13 protein-coding genes and 1 pseudogene are annotated in these 13,329 nt (G+C 51.9%); 12 read left to right on the top strand and 2 right to left on the bottom strand.

Annotation, left to right across the window (positions count from 1 at the left end; all coding sequences use genetic code 11):
- The 5 genes and pseudogenes from P346_RS19325 to P346_RS23545 all read left to right on the top strand — a co-directional run.
- The gene (locus P346_RS19325; RefSeq protein ID WP_032657162.1) at window positions 1–495 is read left to right on the top strand and encodes a hypothetical protein; all 495 of its coding nucleotides are present in this window, start codon (window positions 1–3) and stop codon (window positions 493–495) included.
- Window positions 495–965, top strand: coding sequence for a hypothetical protein (locus tag P346_RS19330; RefSeq protein ID WP_032657161.1), 471 nt, complete (start codon window positions 495–497; stop codon window positions 963–965). The genes P346_RS19325 and P346_RS19330 overlap by 1 nt, the downstream gene beginning before the upstream one ends.
- A complete protein-coding gene (locus tag P346_RS19335) occupies window positions 958–1,395 on the top strand; it encodes a C40 family peptidase (RefSeq protein WP_032657160.1) in 438 nt (145 codons plus the stop codon). The genes P346_RS19330 and P346_RS19335 overlap by 8 nt, the downstream gene beginning before the upstream one ends.
- Window positions 1,337–3,820, top strand: coding sequence for a host specificity factor TipJ family phage tail protein (locus P346_RS19340; protein WP_032657159.1), 2,484 nt, complete (start codon window positions 1,337–1,339; stop codon window positions 3,818–3,820). Before P346_RS19335 ends, P346_RS19340 begins: the two co-directional genes overlap by 59 nt.
- Window positions 3,821–3,877: 57 nt before the next feature.
- A pseudogene (locus P346_RS23545) lies at window positions 3,878–4,297 on the top strand (hypothetical protein); the annotation flags it as partial.
- A gap of 1,076 nt (window positions 4,298–5,373) precedes the next feature.
- On the opposite strand, the gene P346_RS23415 reads toward P346_RS23545, so the two are convergent.
- A complete protein-coding gene (locus P346_RS23415) occupies window positions 5,374–5,550 on the bottom strand; it encodes a hypothetical protein (RefSeq protein ID WP_193743805.1) in 177 nt (58 codons plus the stop codon).
- Window positions 5,551–5,575: 25 nt separating this feature from the next.
- Between P346_RS23415 and P346_RS19345 the strand changes: the two genes are divergently transcribed.
- The 4 genes from P346_RS19345 to P346_RS19360 all read left to right on the top strand — a co-directional run bounded on the left by P346_RS19345 (window position 5,576) and on the right by P346_RS19360 (window position 8,933).
- Window positions 5,576–5,893 (top strand): hypothetical protein, encoded by a 318-nt coding sequence (locus P346_RS19345; RefSeq protein WP_032657157.1) that lies wholly within the window; start codon window positions 5,576–5,578, stop codon window positions 5,891–5,893.
- Window positions 5,894–6,072: 179 nt separating this feature from the next.
- Window positions 6,073–6,492 (top strand): translesion error-prone DNA polymerase V autoproteolytic subunit, encoded by a 420-nt coding sequence (locus P346_RS19350; protein WP_032657156.1) that lies wholly within the window; start codon window positions 6,073–6,075, stop codon window positions 6,490–6,492.
- Window positions 6,493–6,494: 2 nt separating this feature from the next.
- Complete coding sequence (locus P346_RS19355) at window positions 6,495–7,763, top strand: Y-family DNA polymerase (RefSeq protein ID WP_032657155.1); 1,269 nt, start codon at window positions 6,495–6,497, stop codon at window positions 7,761–7,763.
- 57 nt (window positions 7,764–7,820) lie between these two features.
- Window positions 7,821–8,933 (top strand): YecA family protein, encoded by a 1,113-nt coding sequence (locus P346_RS19360; protein ID WP_032657154.1) that lies wholly within the window; start codon window positions 7,821–7,823, stop codon window positions 8,931–8,933.
- A 4-nt stretch (window positions 8,934–8,937) separates the two neighbouring features.
- Here the strand turns inward: P346_RS19360 and P346_RS19365 are convergent, their stop codons facing one another.
- Complete coding sequence (locus P346_RS19365; RefSeq protein WP_032657153.1) at window positions 8,938–9,612, bottom strand: SOS response-associated peptidase; 675 nt, start codon at window positions 9,610–9,612, stop codon at window positions 8,938–8,940.
- A gap of 348 nt (window positions 9,613–9,960) precedes the next feature.
- Between P346_RS19365 and P346_RS19370 the strand changes: the two genes are divergently transcribed.
- From P346_RS19370 to P346_RS19380, 3 genes are all read left to right on the top strand, one after another.
- Window positions 9,961–10,236, top strand: coding sequence for a metal/formaldehyde-sensitive transcriptional repressor (locus P346_RS19370; protein ID WP_003857256.1), 276 nt, complete (start codon window positions 9,961–9,963; stop codon window positions 10,234–10,236).
- Window positions 10,237–10,267: 31 nt separating this feature from the next.
- Window positions 10,268–11,386: an S-(hydroxymethyl)glutathione dehydrogenase/class III alcohol dehydrogenase gene (locus P346_RS19375; RefSeq protein WP_032657150.1), complete on the top strand. Its 1,119-nt coding sequence runs from the start codon at window positions 10,268–10,270 to the stop codon at window positions 11,384–11,386.
- Window positions 11,387–11,546: 160 nt separating this feature from the next.
- Window positions 11,547–13,238: a methyl-accepting chemotaxis protein gene (locus tag P346_RS19380; RefSeq protein WP_032657148.1), complete on the top strand. Its 1,692-nt coding sequence runs from the start codon at window positions 11,547–11,549 to the stop codon at window positions 13,236–13,238.
- The last annotated feature ends 91 nt before the right edge of the window (window positions 13,239–13,329 follow it).

The raw sequence follows: 13,329 nt of genomic DNA, 5'->3' as shown, positions 1-13,329 counted from the left end.
ATGCCAATTCCGTACCCTGACTGGCTGCCTTTGGCACAGAAAGGGAAATCACCAACTACCGATACCGGGTTTCGCGTCGACCAGCCTAAGGTAGGCGCACCGGTATTTCAGAAATTAACCGACGATCTGAAGACGTCTGTCTCCCTGACGTGGATATTCACCCAGGACCAGCACCGGGCATTCATGCAGTGGTTGCGCAGCCCGAACTATCTCGACAACTGCAATCAGTGGTTCACGATGCCGCTCGGCACCGGGACCGGAGACACAGGCGTAGAGGTGCAGGAATTACACTTTCTCTCCTGGCCGTCGTGGTCACAGTCCGGGTCCATTTTCACGTGGAGCGGTGATGTCATTGCGCGCGAGCTGGTTAACTCAGATGACGAGTTTGACGACATTATCATTGAGCTGCCGCCGCCATGGGCATCCTGGCTGGACATCATTGTCACTGGCTATCCTGACGGGCGCGACCCGGAGAGTTTACCGAAGGTGCCATAATGCCGACGCTCAGAGAATTTCAGAGCCGAAGGCCAAACCGGATCCTCTACGAAACCATCACGTTTTACAGCCCGGTCTTTGGCTATATTAGGCTCGTTAATAACCAGATTTTCCCCAAAACGCTCGGCGGGCAGGTCTACACGCCTTGCCGCATGGAGTTAACCGAAAGCCAGCAGAGCAACACGCCGATCCTCGACAGCACCGTCAAATTTGGCCGGCTGGCGCAGGACTTCAAGCAACAGCTCAAGCAGTGGAAAGCCTACTCGCGCATCACGCCTATCTCGGCGACGTACCAGCAGTTTGACGCAGCCGATATGTCCACGGCCATCAAGTCATGGACACTCTACGTCAGTGACTGCTCGATGGACGACAAGGACGTGACGTGCAGCCTGACGCGCGTAAACCCGCTTAATCGCAACGTCGGGCGGCTGTATACCGTCGAAGAATATCCGGGGCTCCAGAATGCTTAAAGACGATTTCATCTCGCGGGTTGAGGGCATCCCATGGAGTAACCGCGCCTGCAACTTTGACGCTGCTGACTGCTGGGGCTTGGTGGTGCTCTATTACCGCCACGTTCTGGGGATCGAGATCCACCAGTCAGTGGATTACGAATCCGGGCGTGACTTCATGACCTGCTATGACGCTGATGTCGTCTTCTGGCAGCCTGGCGCCACGTTCACTGAGAGCGGGATCTTCGTCGCCTGGGTTGGCAGCCAGCCGGTGCATGTCGGCCTGATTGTTGACGGCCGCGCGCTGCACAGCAGAGGGGAAAATGGACACGTCCGGTTCGACGCCATCCGGACAATTCAGAAGCTATTCACCAGAGTGGAGTTTTACACCTATGCCGGTAATCGAGATTCAGCGCGTTCCGGGGATGCCGAAGGACCGGGCGATTGTTAAAGCCGGCACGGTATTTTCCGAGTGGCTTGAGCAGGAAAGTTTTCACCGCGATATTCGCATCAACGTTAACGGCAAAGAACTGCAGCCCAATAATGAGCTGGAGTTTGCACTTCAGGACGACGACCGGGTAATAATTTTCGACCAGCCTAAGAACGGGGGTCTTGTCGGCACGTTGTTAAACCCTCTCGAGCACCTGAACCCAATCAAGTTCACCCAAAAGGTGTTGTCTTCGCTGATGCCGAAGCCAAACACGAACGCCGGTGCCGGAAACAGCAAAACCTCACCGAATAACAGCCTGAAGGGGCAGACTAACATCGCGCGCAATGGCGAGGCGAAACCGGACAATTTCGGGCAGATTCGCTCTTTTCCAGATCTGGGACAGGAATCCATTTTCGAATATGACAACAACCTGAAATACATCACTGAGCTGATGGTGTTCGGTTTGGGGAAATACGACGTTACGTCAGTGCGCTTCTCTGAGTCGAATCTCGGTTCTATGGCGGGTGCAAGTTACACCATTTACCAGCCAGGTGATGTCATCCCGGTCGTGAATGAAGGCTATCAGTTCGACGATGTCGACGGGCAGGAAGTGCCTGGCCTTAACGAGAGCGACGATTTCCCGATCGAGACCGCGACAGCAAACACCGTCATTAGCGGCGTATACGCTGGCGGGCAGATAGCGATGAAAATCGTTAAACAGGCTGACTTCGACTACTTCGCTGACCTGACTTTCCCTCATCCGATGACGTTCACTATCAACGTGACGTATCCGATCACCGGTGGTACTCGCACTGAAGATGTCACGCTGTCGGGGCGCCTTATCAGCTTTGCGGAGACAAACGATGGGTCTGTTGTAAGTCCTGTTTACTATTACACGTTCACGTTCGACAACCTGAATGGTCCTTCTATCCCCATCCAGGACGCCACAATCAACACAACCAAGTTCATCCTAAACGATAACGCCGCGCTGATCGTCGGTCCGTTCTTCTCGCCGATACCATCAAGCCAGCTGTGGCTGCATACCAACTCCGGGCTCGGCGGTAATAGCGAAACGAACTGGGTTGTAAACATCTGGAAAGTGGACAATGACAACAACCTGATCCCGGGAACGGAACAGACGTTCACCTATCGGCAGACTACGCCGCACGATTACATGTCGGAGACGTTTAACCGGACTGACAAACTCACCCCGGCAGGCGGGTTTGGGCGTTATGCAATCACTTTCCAGAGGACCGACAACAGCAGCGACGCGAGCAAGCTGCAGGTCGAAGAGATTCATGCGGTAAACGTCAGGACGAACGTCGTTCACGCTGAAGATTCGCTGGTAATGGTGAAAGTCCGGGCCACCGAGAATGCCTCGAGCGGGCGCGACAGGAAGTATAACGCGCTGATCACCCGCCACGTCATCAGCTACAACATGACGACGCAACAGGTCGACTTCACGCTCCGACCATCGCGTAAATTCGCTGACATCGCATTGTTTAACTGGCTGGTCGTAGGGCAGCAGCCGGAGTCGAGCATTGATATTTACGGTCTGTACCAGATCCAGGCTGAAATTGACGCTATCGACCCGCGTCTGGGTTATTTCGATTTCACCTTTGACGATGAGGATGTGTCGCTCGGGTCGCGCATAGAGACCATCTGTGACGCCGCCAGCGTCTCGGTTTACGACGACAACGGCGTGCTGTCATTCACCAGAGACAGCAAAAAGACGTCTGCGGCCACGATATTTAACCGATCAAACACCAGCCCTGATGGCTACTCGCTCTCCTACGACATGACGCTTCCTGGCGGCTATGACGGCGTAGAGGTGCAGTATCGCAACCCGGACACCAATAAGCAGGACTTTGTCAGGTATCGGATATCCGGCAATTCCATCATTGAAAGAACGCCGGCCAAAGCGAAGAAGTTCGAAATGCTGTACGTCAGGAATCGCTTTCAGGCCGACGAGCGCGCGCTGCGCGAGTGCAAGCGGCTTATCTATTCCCGTATGACCATGCAGGTAACAGCAATGGCGGACGGCGAGTGGGTAAACATTGGCGATATGGTTCAGGTGCCGGACACGTACGACACCAACCAGCAGGCCGGTTATATCGTGTCTCGGGTCGGGAATGACTTCGAGACGAATGAGCGCATCAACTTCTCCGGAACCATGTTTGTGCAGGTGACGGACTCATCCGGCGCCACCACGGCGCGATACCCGGCCTCTCCGCGTGCTGATACTGCGTTCGGCTTTACGGCTGCTATCCCGGATATCCAGCTCAATCTGTTCGACGGGATCGACGTACAGTCACCCTCACGATACGTCATTGCCACGTCTCAGGAGCTTGATGCAGGTCAGTGGACTATCACGGCTAAGCAACCTGACGGCAAGGGCAGCACAGCATTAACCCTCGCTGAGTATAGCGATCTGATTTACCAATAAGACCTATCCCGATCACCTCAACCCGGCCACTGCGCCGGGTTTTTTTATGGAATCAATATGGCTACGCAACCGACGCAAGATGCTGTACCAAGTGAATCACCTCGCAACCTGAAATTCAATGCGGGGAAAATTGATGAGTTCGTTACTTCAATGGGATGGACTTATACCGATCGATTTGGGAATCAGCATTACACTATTGAAGGCATGCGCTGGCTCGCTCAACAGGCGATTGCCGCATTTGGCTACATCACTATGGAGAGCTTTGAAGATGGAAATACGCTCACCCTCCCTAACCAGGTTCTTCGCCTTGAAGCGACAGGCGAATACTACCGCTGGGATGGTGCATTTCCAAAAGACGTTCCTGCTGGTTCAACGCCAGATTCTACTGGTGGCGTAGGGGTAGGAAAGTGGCTGAGTGTAGGAGATGCTACTCTGCGCTCAGACCTTGCAAAAAGCGATGGCTTGAAGCTCACCGGTCAAAAGGTTAACTATGGCATTCCTTTCGGTTCGAGTTTAACGCGGGGGCTTATCTGGGCGTTTGATAAGATTAGGGGCTGGTTGCGCGTAGGTGGCTCTGATTTAATACCGCTTGATGATGAGAAAAACTTTTGGCGCGGATTGCCCTCTAAAAACTCGTGGGGTGATCCTGCCAATATTGGTGATTATTCTGTTTCATTCAACCGAAATGGGGCATCGTTTGCTGTTTACTCAACAACATTTGGGCATGACTGTGTGACGTATGGCGTTGCATCATCTGCTGGTGGGGCAGGAAGTGCCACGGGCGACCCAGATGATATTACGTCGCCAAATAGTGAGGGTTATTGCTCCTTCGCGTTTGGAAAAAATGTAATCGCCCTTGGCGCTAAATCTGCGGCATTCTGTGAAGAAACTGAAGCTCTATCAAGGGGGGCCTTCTCTGCTGGCTATTTAACTCAGGCTAGAGAAGGCCTTTCTACTGATCCAGGAAGTACAGCCAGTGATGGAGTAGGAGCTACGGCATTTGGGATGACAACCAGAGCTGCGGGTGATGGCTCCTTTGCTGCGGGTAGGAATATTCAGGCATACGGAGGATCAATAGCAATTGGCTCTGGACTTAATGATCCTAATCCCGCGGTAAATCCACATACTAAATCAGTGATGCTGTTTTCAAACTCACTCATTCCTGGCTTAACCGTGGCACCTGGTGCTGGGGATATAAATAATCTGTCTAAAGTTGGCTTCCATACTAAGTACCCTAAGGAGATATGGGAGTGCGAAATAGCTGATGGCAATCGTGTCGCTTTCCGGATTGCAAATACAGGTACCGGGAAGATTCTTTTACAAGGCACTTCAAATACAGGGGCTTCGCTTGATATAGCATCTTTAGAGTGGACCAGTACGAACGGTGGGAGTGCTGTAGGTACTCTTAAAATCAACATGAATAATGGAGCAGGCAGCATTGAGTTGTCTCAAACCGGCATGGTTGCGCTGAAGAACGTTAAAACACTGGCTGAAATATCTGATGCCCCGGCTGGCACAGTTTATAAAGATGCTTCTAATTTCCTCAAGATAGTTTAAGAGAAGTCATCGCCAGGGAAGGCGCTCATAAACCGCACATACTGGATGTTGGCAATCATCATCAACTTTTTTTCTGTTAAAAGGCGAGTGATTTTAACTGTTAAGAGGAATCTGTTCATTCTGTTTGCAAAAGCGACTTGTTTGGCATCGCCGATCGACAATACTGTATTCATATACAGTATCTGTCGGAGGTGCATTATGGGATTACCATCGCCAGCATCAGACATACATACCGCCTTTGTTACGGACATAGGGGCTTTTTTACCCCCATCTGCGAGCATTGTTGAAACGCAGGAAGGCTTTGACGTCATTGAGAGCGCAACGCTGTTTAAGCGCGGAGACACACTGCTAATCTGGTTCTGCGGACGCCAGCAACACGCATATTGGGCAGGTGGCGTGCTCATTACTGACTACGGTGAGGCCATCGAAGGCGATGCGCTTGATGATGTTCGCCTGGTTGGTGTAGTTACGCATACAATTTACCCGGTTTGCTCAGACGAAAACCCCTTCATGTAGTACCCAAAGTGAGCAATCGACACTCTTCCTGCTGAAATTTACAAATATCAAAAAACTAATAGCGCTACAGGCTTAGAAGCGAAGCGGTCAGGAAGTAGACACACAGAAACAAGCGGCCATCTTGATCAGTATCTCAGTTAAAACTACTGTATATAAAAACAGTATTTAAGGTATGCATCATGGAGTTCTTCAGACCGGCAGAGTTACGCGAAATTATTGCTATCCCGCTTTTTAGCGATTTGGTGCAATGCGGGTTCCCCAGCCCGGCTGCTGATTACGTTGAGCAGCGCATCGATCTCAATGAGTTGCTGGTGTCCCATCCCAGCTCTACGTATTTCGTAAAAGCTGCCGGCGACTCGATGATTGAGGCCGGGATCAGCGACGGCGATCTGCTGGTGGTTGATAGCTCCCGGACTGCTGAGCATGGAGATATCGTCATCGCTGCGGTGGAAGGGGAGTTTACTGTTAAACGCCTGCAGCTGCGCCCTACTGTGCAACTCAATCCCATGAACAGCGCTTACTCACCGATTATTGTCGGTAGCGAGGACACTCTCGACGTTTTCGGCGTCGTGACTTTCATCGTTAAATCTGCGAGCTAAATATGTTTGCGCTCTGTGATGTGAATTCGTTCTACGCATCATGCGAGACGGTGTTCAGGCCAGATCTGAGAGGAAGGCCGGTGGTCGTTCTCTCGAATAATGATGGATGTGTAATCGCACGCAGCGCCGAGGCCAAGGCCGCTGGAATTACAATGGGAGAGCCTTTCTTCAAGCAAAAGGAGCTTTTCCGTCGCGCTGGGGTAGTTTGCTTCAGCAGTAACTACGAACTCTACGCTGATATGTCGAATCGGGTAATGACGACACTGGAAGAAATGAGCCCCCGCGTCGAAATTTACAGTATCGATGAAGCTTTTTGTGATCTTACTGGAGTGCGAAACTGCCGGGACCTGACCGAGTTCGGCAAGGAGATCCGCGCTACGGTTCTGAAACGCACGCATCTGACTGTCGGGGTTGGCATCGCGCAGACGAAAACACTCGCTAAGCTGGCAAACCACGCTGCCAAGAAATGGCAGAGACAGACGGGCGGAGTTGTTGATTTGTCCAATATCGATCGCCAGCGTCGGTTGTTGGCTATCGTGCCTGTGGAGGATGTCTGGGGAGTTGGCCGTCGCATCAGTAAGAAGCTCAACGCCATGGGCATTAAAACTGCCCTCGACTTATCTGAGCAGAGCACGTGGATAATCAGGAAGCACTTTAACGTTGTGCTCGAGCGAACCGTTCGTGAGCTTCGCGGTGAGCCATGTCTAGACCTTGAAGAGTTTGCACCAGCAAAGCAAGAAATTGTGTGCAGTCGTTCTTTCGGCGAACGTATCACTGAATACGAACAAATGAGGCAGGCTATCTGCAGCTATGCCGCCCGGGGTGCCGAAAAGCTACGCGGCGAGCATCAATATTGCCGCTTTATTTCTGCGTTCGTGAAAACCTCTCCCTTTGCGCTTAACGAGCCATATTACGGTAACAGTGCATCCGTGAAGCTCCTTACCCCCACTCAGGACTCTCGCGACATAATTAACGCCTCGGTAAAATGCCTGGACAAAATCTGGAAGGATGGTCACCGCTATCAAAAGGCTGGGATCATGCTTGGGGATTTTTTCAGCCAAGGCGTGGCCCAGCTCAACTTGTTCGATGAAAATGCACCGCGGGCCAGTAGTGATAAACTGATGGAGGTTCTGGATCAACTCAATGCTAGAGACGGCAGAGGAACTCTCTTCTTTGCCGGGCAAGGCATTCAGCAGCAATGGCAGATGAAGCGAGAAATGTTATCTCCAAGATATACAACAAGATTTTCAGATTTGATCGTTGTCAGATAGAGTTAGATAATATAGTTTGTGAATTTGCTTATCCAAATAATTCAGAGGGATTAATTGATGGCTAAATTTGGTAGGAATGAAAAATGCTGGTGTGGTTCAGGTAGGAAATATAAAAAATGCCACTTAGGTCGCGATAAACAGGAGCCTCTGGGTAAAGGAGAAGCTCAAAATGCTCTAAAGTTATTCACATCCTCCAGCAAATGTAGTGTTCCAGTAAATAAACAGAATGAGTGCGCAAACCGAATAGTCAAAGCTCATACTTTGTCTAAGTCAAATAGTTTAAAGGAAATTGCTTTCGAGGGGCATGTTCTAGGGTTAAAACATGGGATTGGTAGTATGGAGAGGAATGATGGACAGCCAACCCTTGAAAGGGTAGGCATTAATCAAGCGTCGACATTTACAGGGTTCTGTTCTTTTCATGATAAAGAACTTTTTTCATGTGTTGAGGATGAAGCGTTTCAACTAACTTCCAAACAATGTACGATGATTGCCTACAGACCTTTGATGAGAGAATTCTATGTTAAAGAGGCTGCTTTAAAATTTGCTCAGCAATCGCGAATGTTTGATAAAGGATGGGGATTAAGAGAACAATTTGCTTGGGCGAAAATATGTCATGAAAACGTTGAAGGCGCTGAGCTTTCTCTTAAAGACTTGGAGTTTATCAAAAATCGCGTAGAGGGCTCTATTGAGAATGGGGGGTATGACGCATTGAGACATTTTGTCATAAGACTTAACCAACCCCCAAAAGTCATGGCGTGCGGAATACATGCGCCAATATCCGATATATTTGGCAATGTCCTACAGGATATTACAAATAATCATTTAATCCGGCCGGCTTATTTAATGGCTAATCTTCTTGCATTGGATGGTAATGGCTATTTTATTTTTTCATGGCTGCCGGAAGATGATGCTATCATACTTGGCTTCATCGGCGCAATTCAAGAATGTGATGCCAGCGAAGTCGGTGACAGGTTGGTGAATTATGTATTTACATTTTTTGAAAATATATTCGCATCAGAGGAGTGGTGGGGAGGGCTTGGCGAAGAAAAAGCTTATGTACATAAGCTAATGATGCAAGGGATTAACATGCATTTATATGATCTTAACTTGATTGAGAAAGATAAAAACAAATATGGTGCTATTGATGTAAAGGATTTTTTAGAGATTTGATATGTTATTGCTTTATCTCATCAATTAAGTATGAATCATTATTTTTAGTATTCCCCACTGCTTTAGAAACTGCGTGCCAGATAAAAGCCTCTGCTGGCACCTGACCATCTTTAGCTATCTCTTCCGCCTCCTTCCCTCCTGTATCTTGGTGCATCCATTCGCGTGCCGCTTCTGGTGACAAAACTAAGGGGCGGCGGTCATGGATATCTATCAGTCCTTTATCCGCAGCAGACGTCACAATCAGGAAACCTTCCGCTTCATCGCCTCGCTCAAACGGCGTGCTGCCGATTGCTGCCATAAATATCGGCTGGCCATCTGCCCGGTGAATGAAGTATGGCTGTTTTTTGTCGCCTTCTTTCTTCCACTCGTACCATCCATCTGCAAAGCAGATTGCCCGGCCATGCTGCCAGAGAGGTTTAAACATCCTGCTGGTGGCCGCCGTCTCGACGCGCGCGTTTATCAATGGTGTTTTATCCCACCATCCGGGCGCGTAAGACCACAGGACCGGATCAAGATGCAGTTGCTCATCGCGTTCGCTCAATAGCAGGACTTTTGTACCTGGAGCGACGTTGTAACGTCCAATAGGCTCTGGGTCATATGCAATGTCGCGATCAGCTTCATCGGCCAAGTAAGCAAGATATTCTTCACGGGTTTGTGCTTGTGCAAAACGTCCACACATAAAAACCTCCAGCCAGATGTCAGACTGAAAGTATAGGGCAGGGAGAAAAAACAGGTGCGCACCGAAACATTATGATTTTAAAGCAGGGGGCATGATGATGGAAGTCAGCGAGGCGGTAAAGCGAGGCGTTTCGAAACTGGAAGGAGCTACGCAAAAGAGTGAATTTTGGGGGCAAATTTGGGGGCAAAATACGGTTTGGTGGCAATTTGGGGGCAGTAAAAAGACCTTTTATGTCCGATAGTGTCTTTTATGTATACCGCGTAAATGCCTGATAACCATATAAAACTTAATGTTTACATAAAGTTACTTTAGAAGATACAATACCCCCCTATAGTATCAGGAGGGCGTATGCCGCATTCACCCGAAGATAAAAAACGTATTCTTACTCGCGTCCGTCGCATTCGGGGCCAGGTTGATGCCCTTGAACGCGCGCTGGAGTCGGGCGATCCCTGTCTGGCCATCCTGCAGCAAATCGCCGCCGTGCGCGGGGCTGCCAATGGCCTGATGGGCGAAATGGTTGAAATTCACCTCAAAGATGAGCTGGTGACGGGGGAAACCACGCCGGATCAGCGAGCCGTACGCATGGCAGAAGTCGGCCATTTGCTGCGCTCTTATCTAAAATAAACCCACACACCTGACAAAAAGGGAAGACATGATGAAATCTCGCGCTGCAGTTGCATTTGGTCCCGGCCAGCCGCTGAAAATCGTTGAAATCGACGTGGCACCGCCGAAGAAAGGCGAAGTGCTGATCAAAATCACCCATACCGGCGTGTGCCATACCGATGCGTTTACGCTCTCCGGTGACGATCCGGAAGGCGTCTTCCCGGCGGTGCTGGGTCATGAAGGCGGCGGGATTGTGGTGGAAGTGGGCGAGGGCGTGACCAGCCTGAAGCCTGGCGATCACGTTATCCCGCTGTACACCGCGGAGTGCGGCGAGTGTAAGTTCTGTAAATCCGGTAAAACCAACCTCTGCCAGGCGGTTCGCGCCACTCAGGGGAAAGGGCTGATGCCGGACGGTACCACCCGTTTCTCCTATAACGGCGAGCCTGTTTATCACTACATGGGCACCAGCACCTTCAGCGAATATACTGTTTGCGCGGAGATCTCGCTGGCGAAGGTGAACCCGCAGGCGCCGCTGGATAAAGTCTGCCTGCTGGGCTGTGGCGTAACCACCGGTATCGGCGCGGTGCATAACACGGCAAAAGTCAAAGAGGGCGACACCGTTGCGGTGTTCGGTCTCGGCGGCATTGGTCTGGCGGTGATTCAGGGCGCGGTGCAGGCGAAAGCCGGTCGTATCATCGCGGTCGACACCAACCCGGAGAAATTCAAGCTGGCGGGTGAAATGGGCGCGACCGATTTCGTTAACCCGAAGGATCACGAAAAACCAATTCAGGATGTCATCGTTGAGCTGACCGACGGCGGCGTTGACTTCAGCTTCGAATGTATCGGCAACGTGAATGTGATGCGTTCTGCGCTCGAATGCTGCCACAAAGGCTGGGGCGAGAGCATTATCATTGGCGTGGCCGGCGCGGGCCAGGAGATTAAAACCCGTCCATTCCAGCTGGTCACCGGGCGCGTGTGGCGCGGTTCCGCGTTTGGCGGCGTGAAGGGCCGTACCCAGCTTCCGGGTATGGTTGAAGATGCTATGGTCGGCAAGATTCAGCTCGATCCGTTCATCACCCACCGTTTGCCGCTGGAGCAGATCAACGAGGCGTTCGATCTGATGCACGAAGGAAAATCTATCCGCACCGTCATTCATTTCGGCGACAAGTAACTCTTCTGCCAGCGGTTTTTCGCCGCTGGCGTTTCTTTAATAATCTTCTCTAAAGTGTGACCAGTGCGGCGTTTTTAGCCGTAATCTAAATCCCCACCGTGCCGATGACTATTTAACACGCATGTTTTTACGCATCTTACCTATAAGAGAGTCGACGGTCATGGACAACACTACTTCGATGCAGGCGCAGCGCAAGCTGAGCTTCTTGCATCACATCAGGCTGGTTCCGCTGTTTTCCTCCATTCTCGGTGGCATTATTCTTCTTTTCGCCTTGAGCTCGGGTCTGGCGGGGTATTTCCTGCTGCAGGCCGATAACGATCAGCAGGATGTCACGTCCGAAATTCAGGTGCGTATGGGGCTGTCTAACAGCTCAAACCATCTGCGAACCGCGCGTATCAACCTGATCCACGCCGGTGCGGCAAGCCGTATCGCGGAGATGGATGCGATGAAGCAGAACATCAGCGAGGCGGAAACGCGCATTAAGCAGTCCCAGGAGAGCTTTACCGCCTATATGAATCGTGCCGTGCGTACCGCTGAGGGTGCAGCGCTGGATGAGGATCTCAAGGCGCGGTACGACGCCTATATTGCGGGCATGCAGCCTATGGTGAAATTCGCCAAAAACGGCATGTTCGAAGCGATTATTAACCACGAAAACGAAACGGCGCGTCCGCTCGATGACGCTTACAACGCCGTGCTGCTGAAGGCGATTAAGATCCGTACCGAGCGTGCCAATGCGCTGACGGCGCAGGCGCACAGCCGCACGCAGCTGGGCCTGATGTTTATGGTGGGCGCGTTTGCGCTGGCGCTGGTGCTGACGGCGATGACCTTTGTCGTGCTGCGCCGCACGGTAATCAATCCTTTGCAGCGTGCAGCGAAACGTATCGAGAATATTGCCAAAGGCGATCTGACGATGCCGGACGACGTGGCCGGGCGCAGCGAAATTGGCCGCCTGACGCGCGATCTGCAAACCATGCAGCACTCGCTTGAAAACACGGTGGGCACCGTACGTCAGGGGGCGGAGGAGATCTACCGCGGCACGAGCGAGATTTCTGCCGGTAACACCGATCTCTCTTCTCGCACCGAGCAGCAGGCCGCCGCCATTGAGCAGACCGCCGCGAGCATGGAACAGCTGACCGCGACGGTGAAGCAGAACGCCGATAACGCCCATCATGCCAGCAAGCTGGCGGAAGATGCGTCAGGTAAAGCCAGCCGCGGCGGCCAGATGGTCTCCGGCGTGGTCAAAACCATGGGCAATATCTCCACCAGTTCGAAAAAAATCTCCGAGATCACCGCCGTGATTAACAGCATTGCGTTCCAGACCAATATCCTGGCGCTTAACGCGGCGGTAGAAGCGGCGCGGGCGGGCGAGCAGGGGCGCGGCTTTGCCGTGGTGGCGAGCGAAGTCCGAACCCTTGCTAGCCGCAGTGCGAATGCCGCAAAAGAGATCGAAAGCCTGATTAACGAATCTGTCTCGCTGATCGACCAGGGCTCCGGTGAGGTTGTGGCTGCCGGTAACACCATGAATGAAATCGTCGAAGCGGTTAAACGCGTGACCGACATCATGCTGGAGATTGCCGCCGCGTCCGATGAGCAGAGCCGCGGAATCGTGCAGGTGAGCCAGGCGATTTCTGAGATGGATAAAGTGACCCAGCAGAACGCCTCGCTGGTGGAAGAGGCCTCCGCCGCAGCCGCCTCTCTGGAAGAACAGGGCGCGCGTCTGACCGAGGCGGTCGGGGCGTTTCGTCTGAGCGGTACAAAGCAGGGCCGCGCGGTGATGTCTGCGCCAGTATCGAAGAACGCGCCGTTGCGTCCGGCGGCGACGGTTTCCGGGGATAACTGGGAGACGTTCTGAGTGGCGTGTTTTGTCGGGTGGCGGCTTCGCCTTACCCGACCTACTTCTATTTGTAGGCCCGCGTAAGCGAAGCGCCATCGGGCAAAAAAAA

Origin of the sequence: Enterobacter sp. DC1, assembly GCF_000568075.1 — a bacterium.
Taxonomy (GTDB): domain Bacteria; phylum Pseudomonadota; class Gammaproteobacteria; order Enterobacterales; family Enterobacteriaceae; genus Enterobacter; species Enterobacter asburiae.
The sequence above is the reverse complement of the archived record's forward strand: the minus strand, read 5'-3'. Positions and strand labels throughout refer to the sequence as shown.

Bases quoted from the DNA above. Each gene is read 5' to 3' on its own strand.
- P346_RS19350 (WP_032657156.1), top strand. From the start codon at position 6,073: ATGGAGTTCTTCAGACCGGCAGAGTTACGCGAAATTATTGCTATCCCG.
- P346_RS19340 (WP_032657159.1), top strand. From the start codon at position 1,337: ATGCCGGTAATCGAGATTCAGCGCGTTCCGGGGATGCCGAAGGACCGG.
- P346_RS23415 (WP_193743805.1), bottom strand. From the start codon at position 5,550: ATGAATACAGTATTGTCGATCGGCGATGCCAAACAAGTCGCTTTTGCA.
- P346_RS19335 (WP_032657160.1), top strand. From the start codon at position 958: ATGCTTAAAGACGATTTCATCTCGCGGGTTGAGGGCATCCCATGGAGT.
- P346_RS19370 (WP_003857256.1), top strand. From the start codon at position 9,961: ATGCCGCATTCACCCGAAGATAAAAAACGTATTCTTACTCGCGTCCGT.
- P346_RS19380 (WP_032657148.1), top strand. From the start codon at position 11,547: ATGGACAACACTACTTCGATGCAGGCGCAGCGCAAGCTGAGCTTCTTG.
- P346_RS19375 (WP_032657150.1), top strand. From the start codon at position 10,268: ATGAAATCTCGCGCTGCAGTTGCATTTGGTCCCGGCCAGCCGCTGAAA.
- P346_RS19325 (WP_032657162.1), top strand. From the start codon at position 1: ATGCCAATTCCGTACCCTGACTGGCTGCCTTTGGCACAGAAAGGGAAA.
- P346_RS19355 (WP_032657155.1), top strand. From the start codon at position 6,495: ATGTTTGCGCTCTGTGATGTGAATTCGTTCTACGCATCATGCGAGACG.
- P346_RS19345 (WP_032657157.1), top strand. From the start codon at position 5,576: ATGGGATTACCATCGCCAGCATCAGACATACATACCGCCTTTGTTACG.
- P346_RS19360 (WP_032657154.1), top strand. From the start codon at position 7,821: ATGGCTAAATTTGGTAGGAATGAAAAATGCTGGTGTGGTTCAGGTAGG.
- P346_RS19365 (WP_032657153.1), bottom strand. From the start codon at position 9,612: ATGTGTGGACGTTTTGCACAAGCACAAACCCGTGAAGAATATCTTGCT.
- P346_RS19330 (WP_032657161.1), top strand. From the start codon at position 495: ATGCCGACGCTCAGAGAATTTCAGAGCCGAAGGCCAAACCGGATCCTC.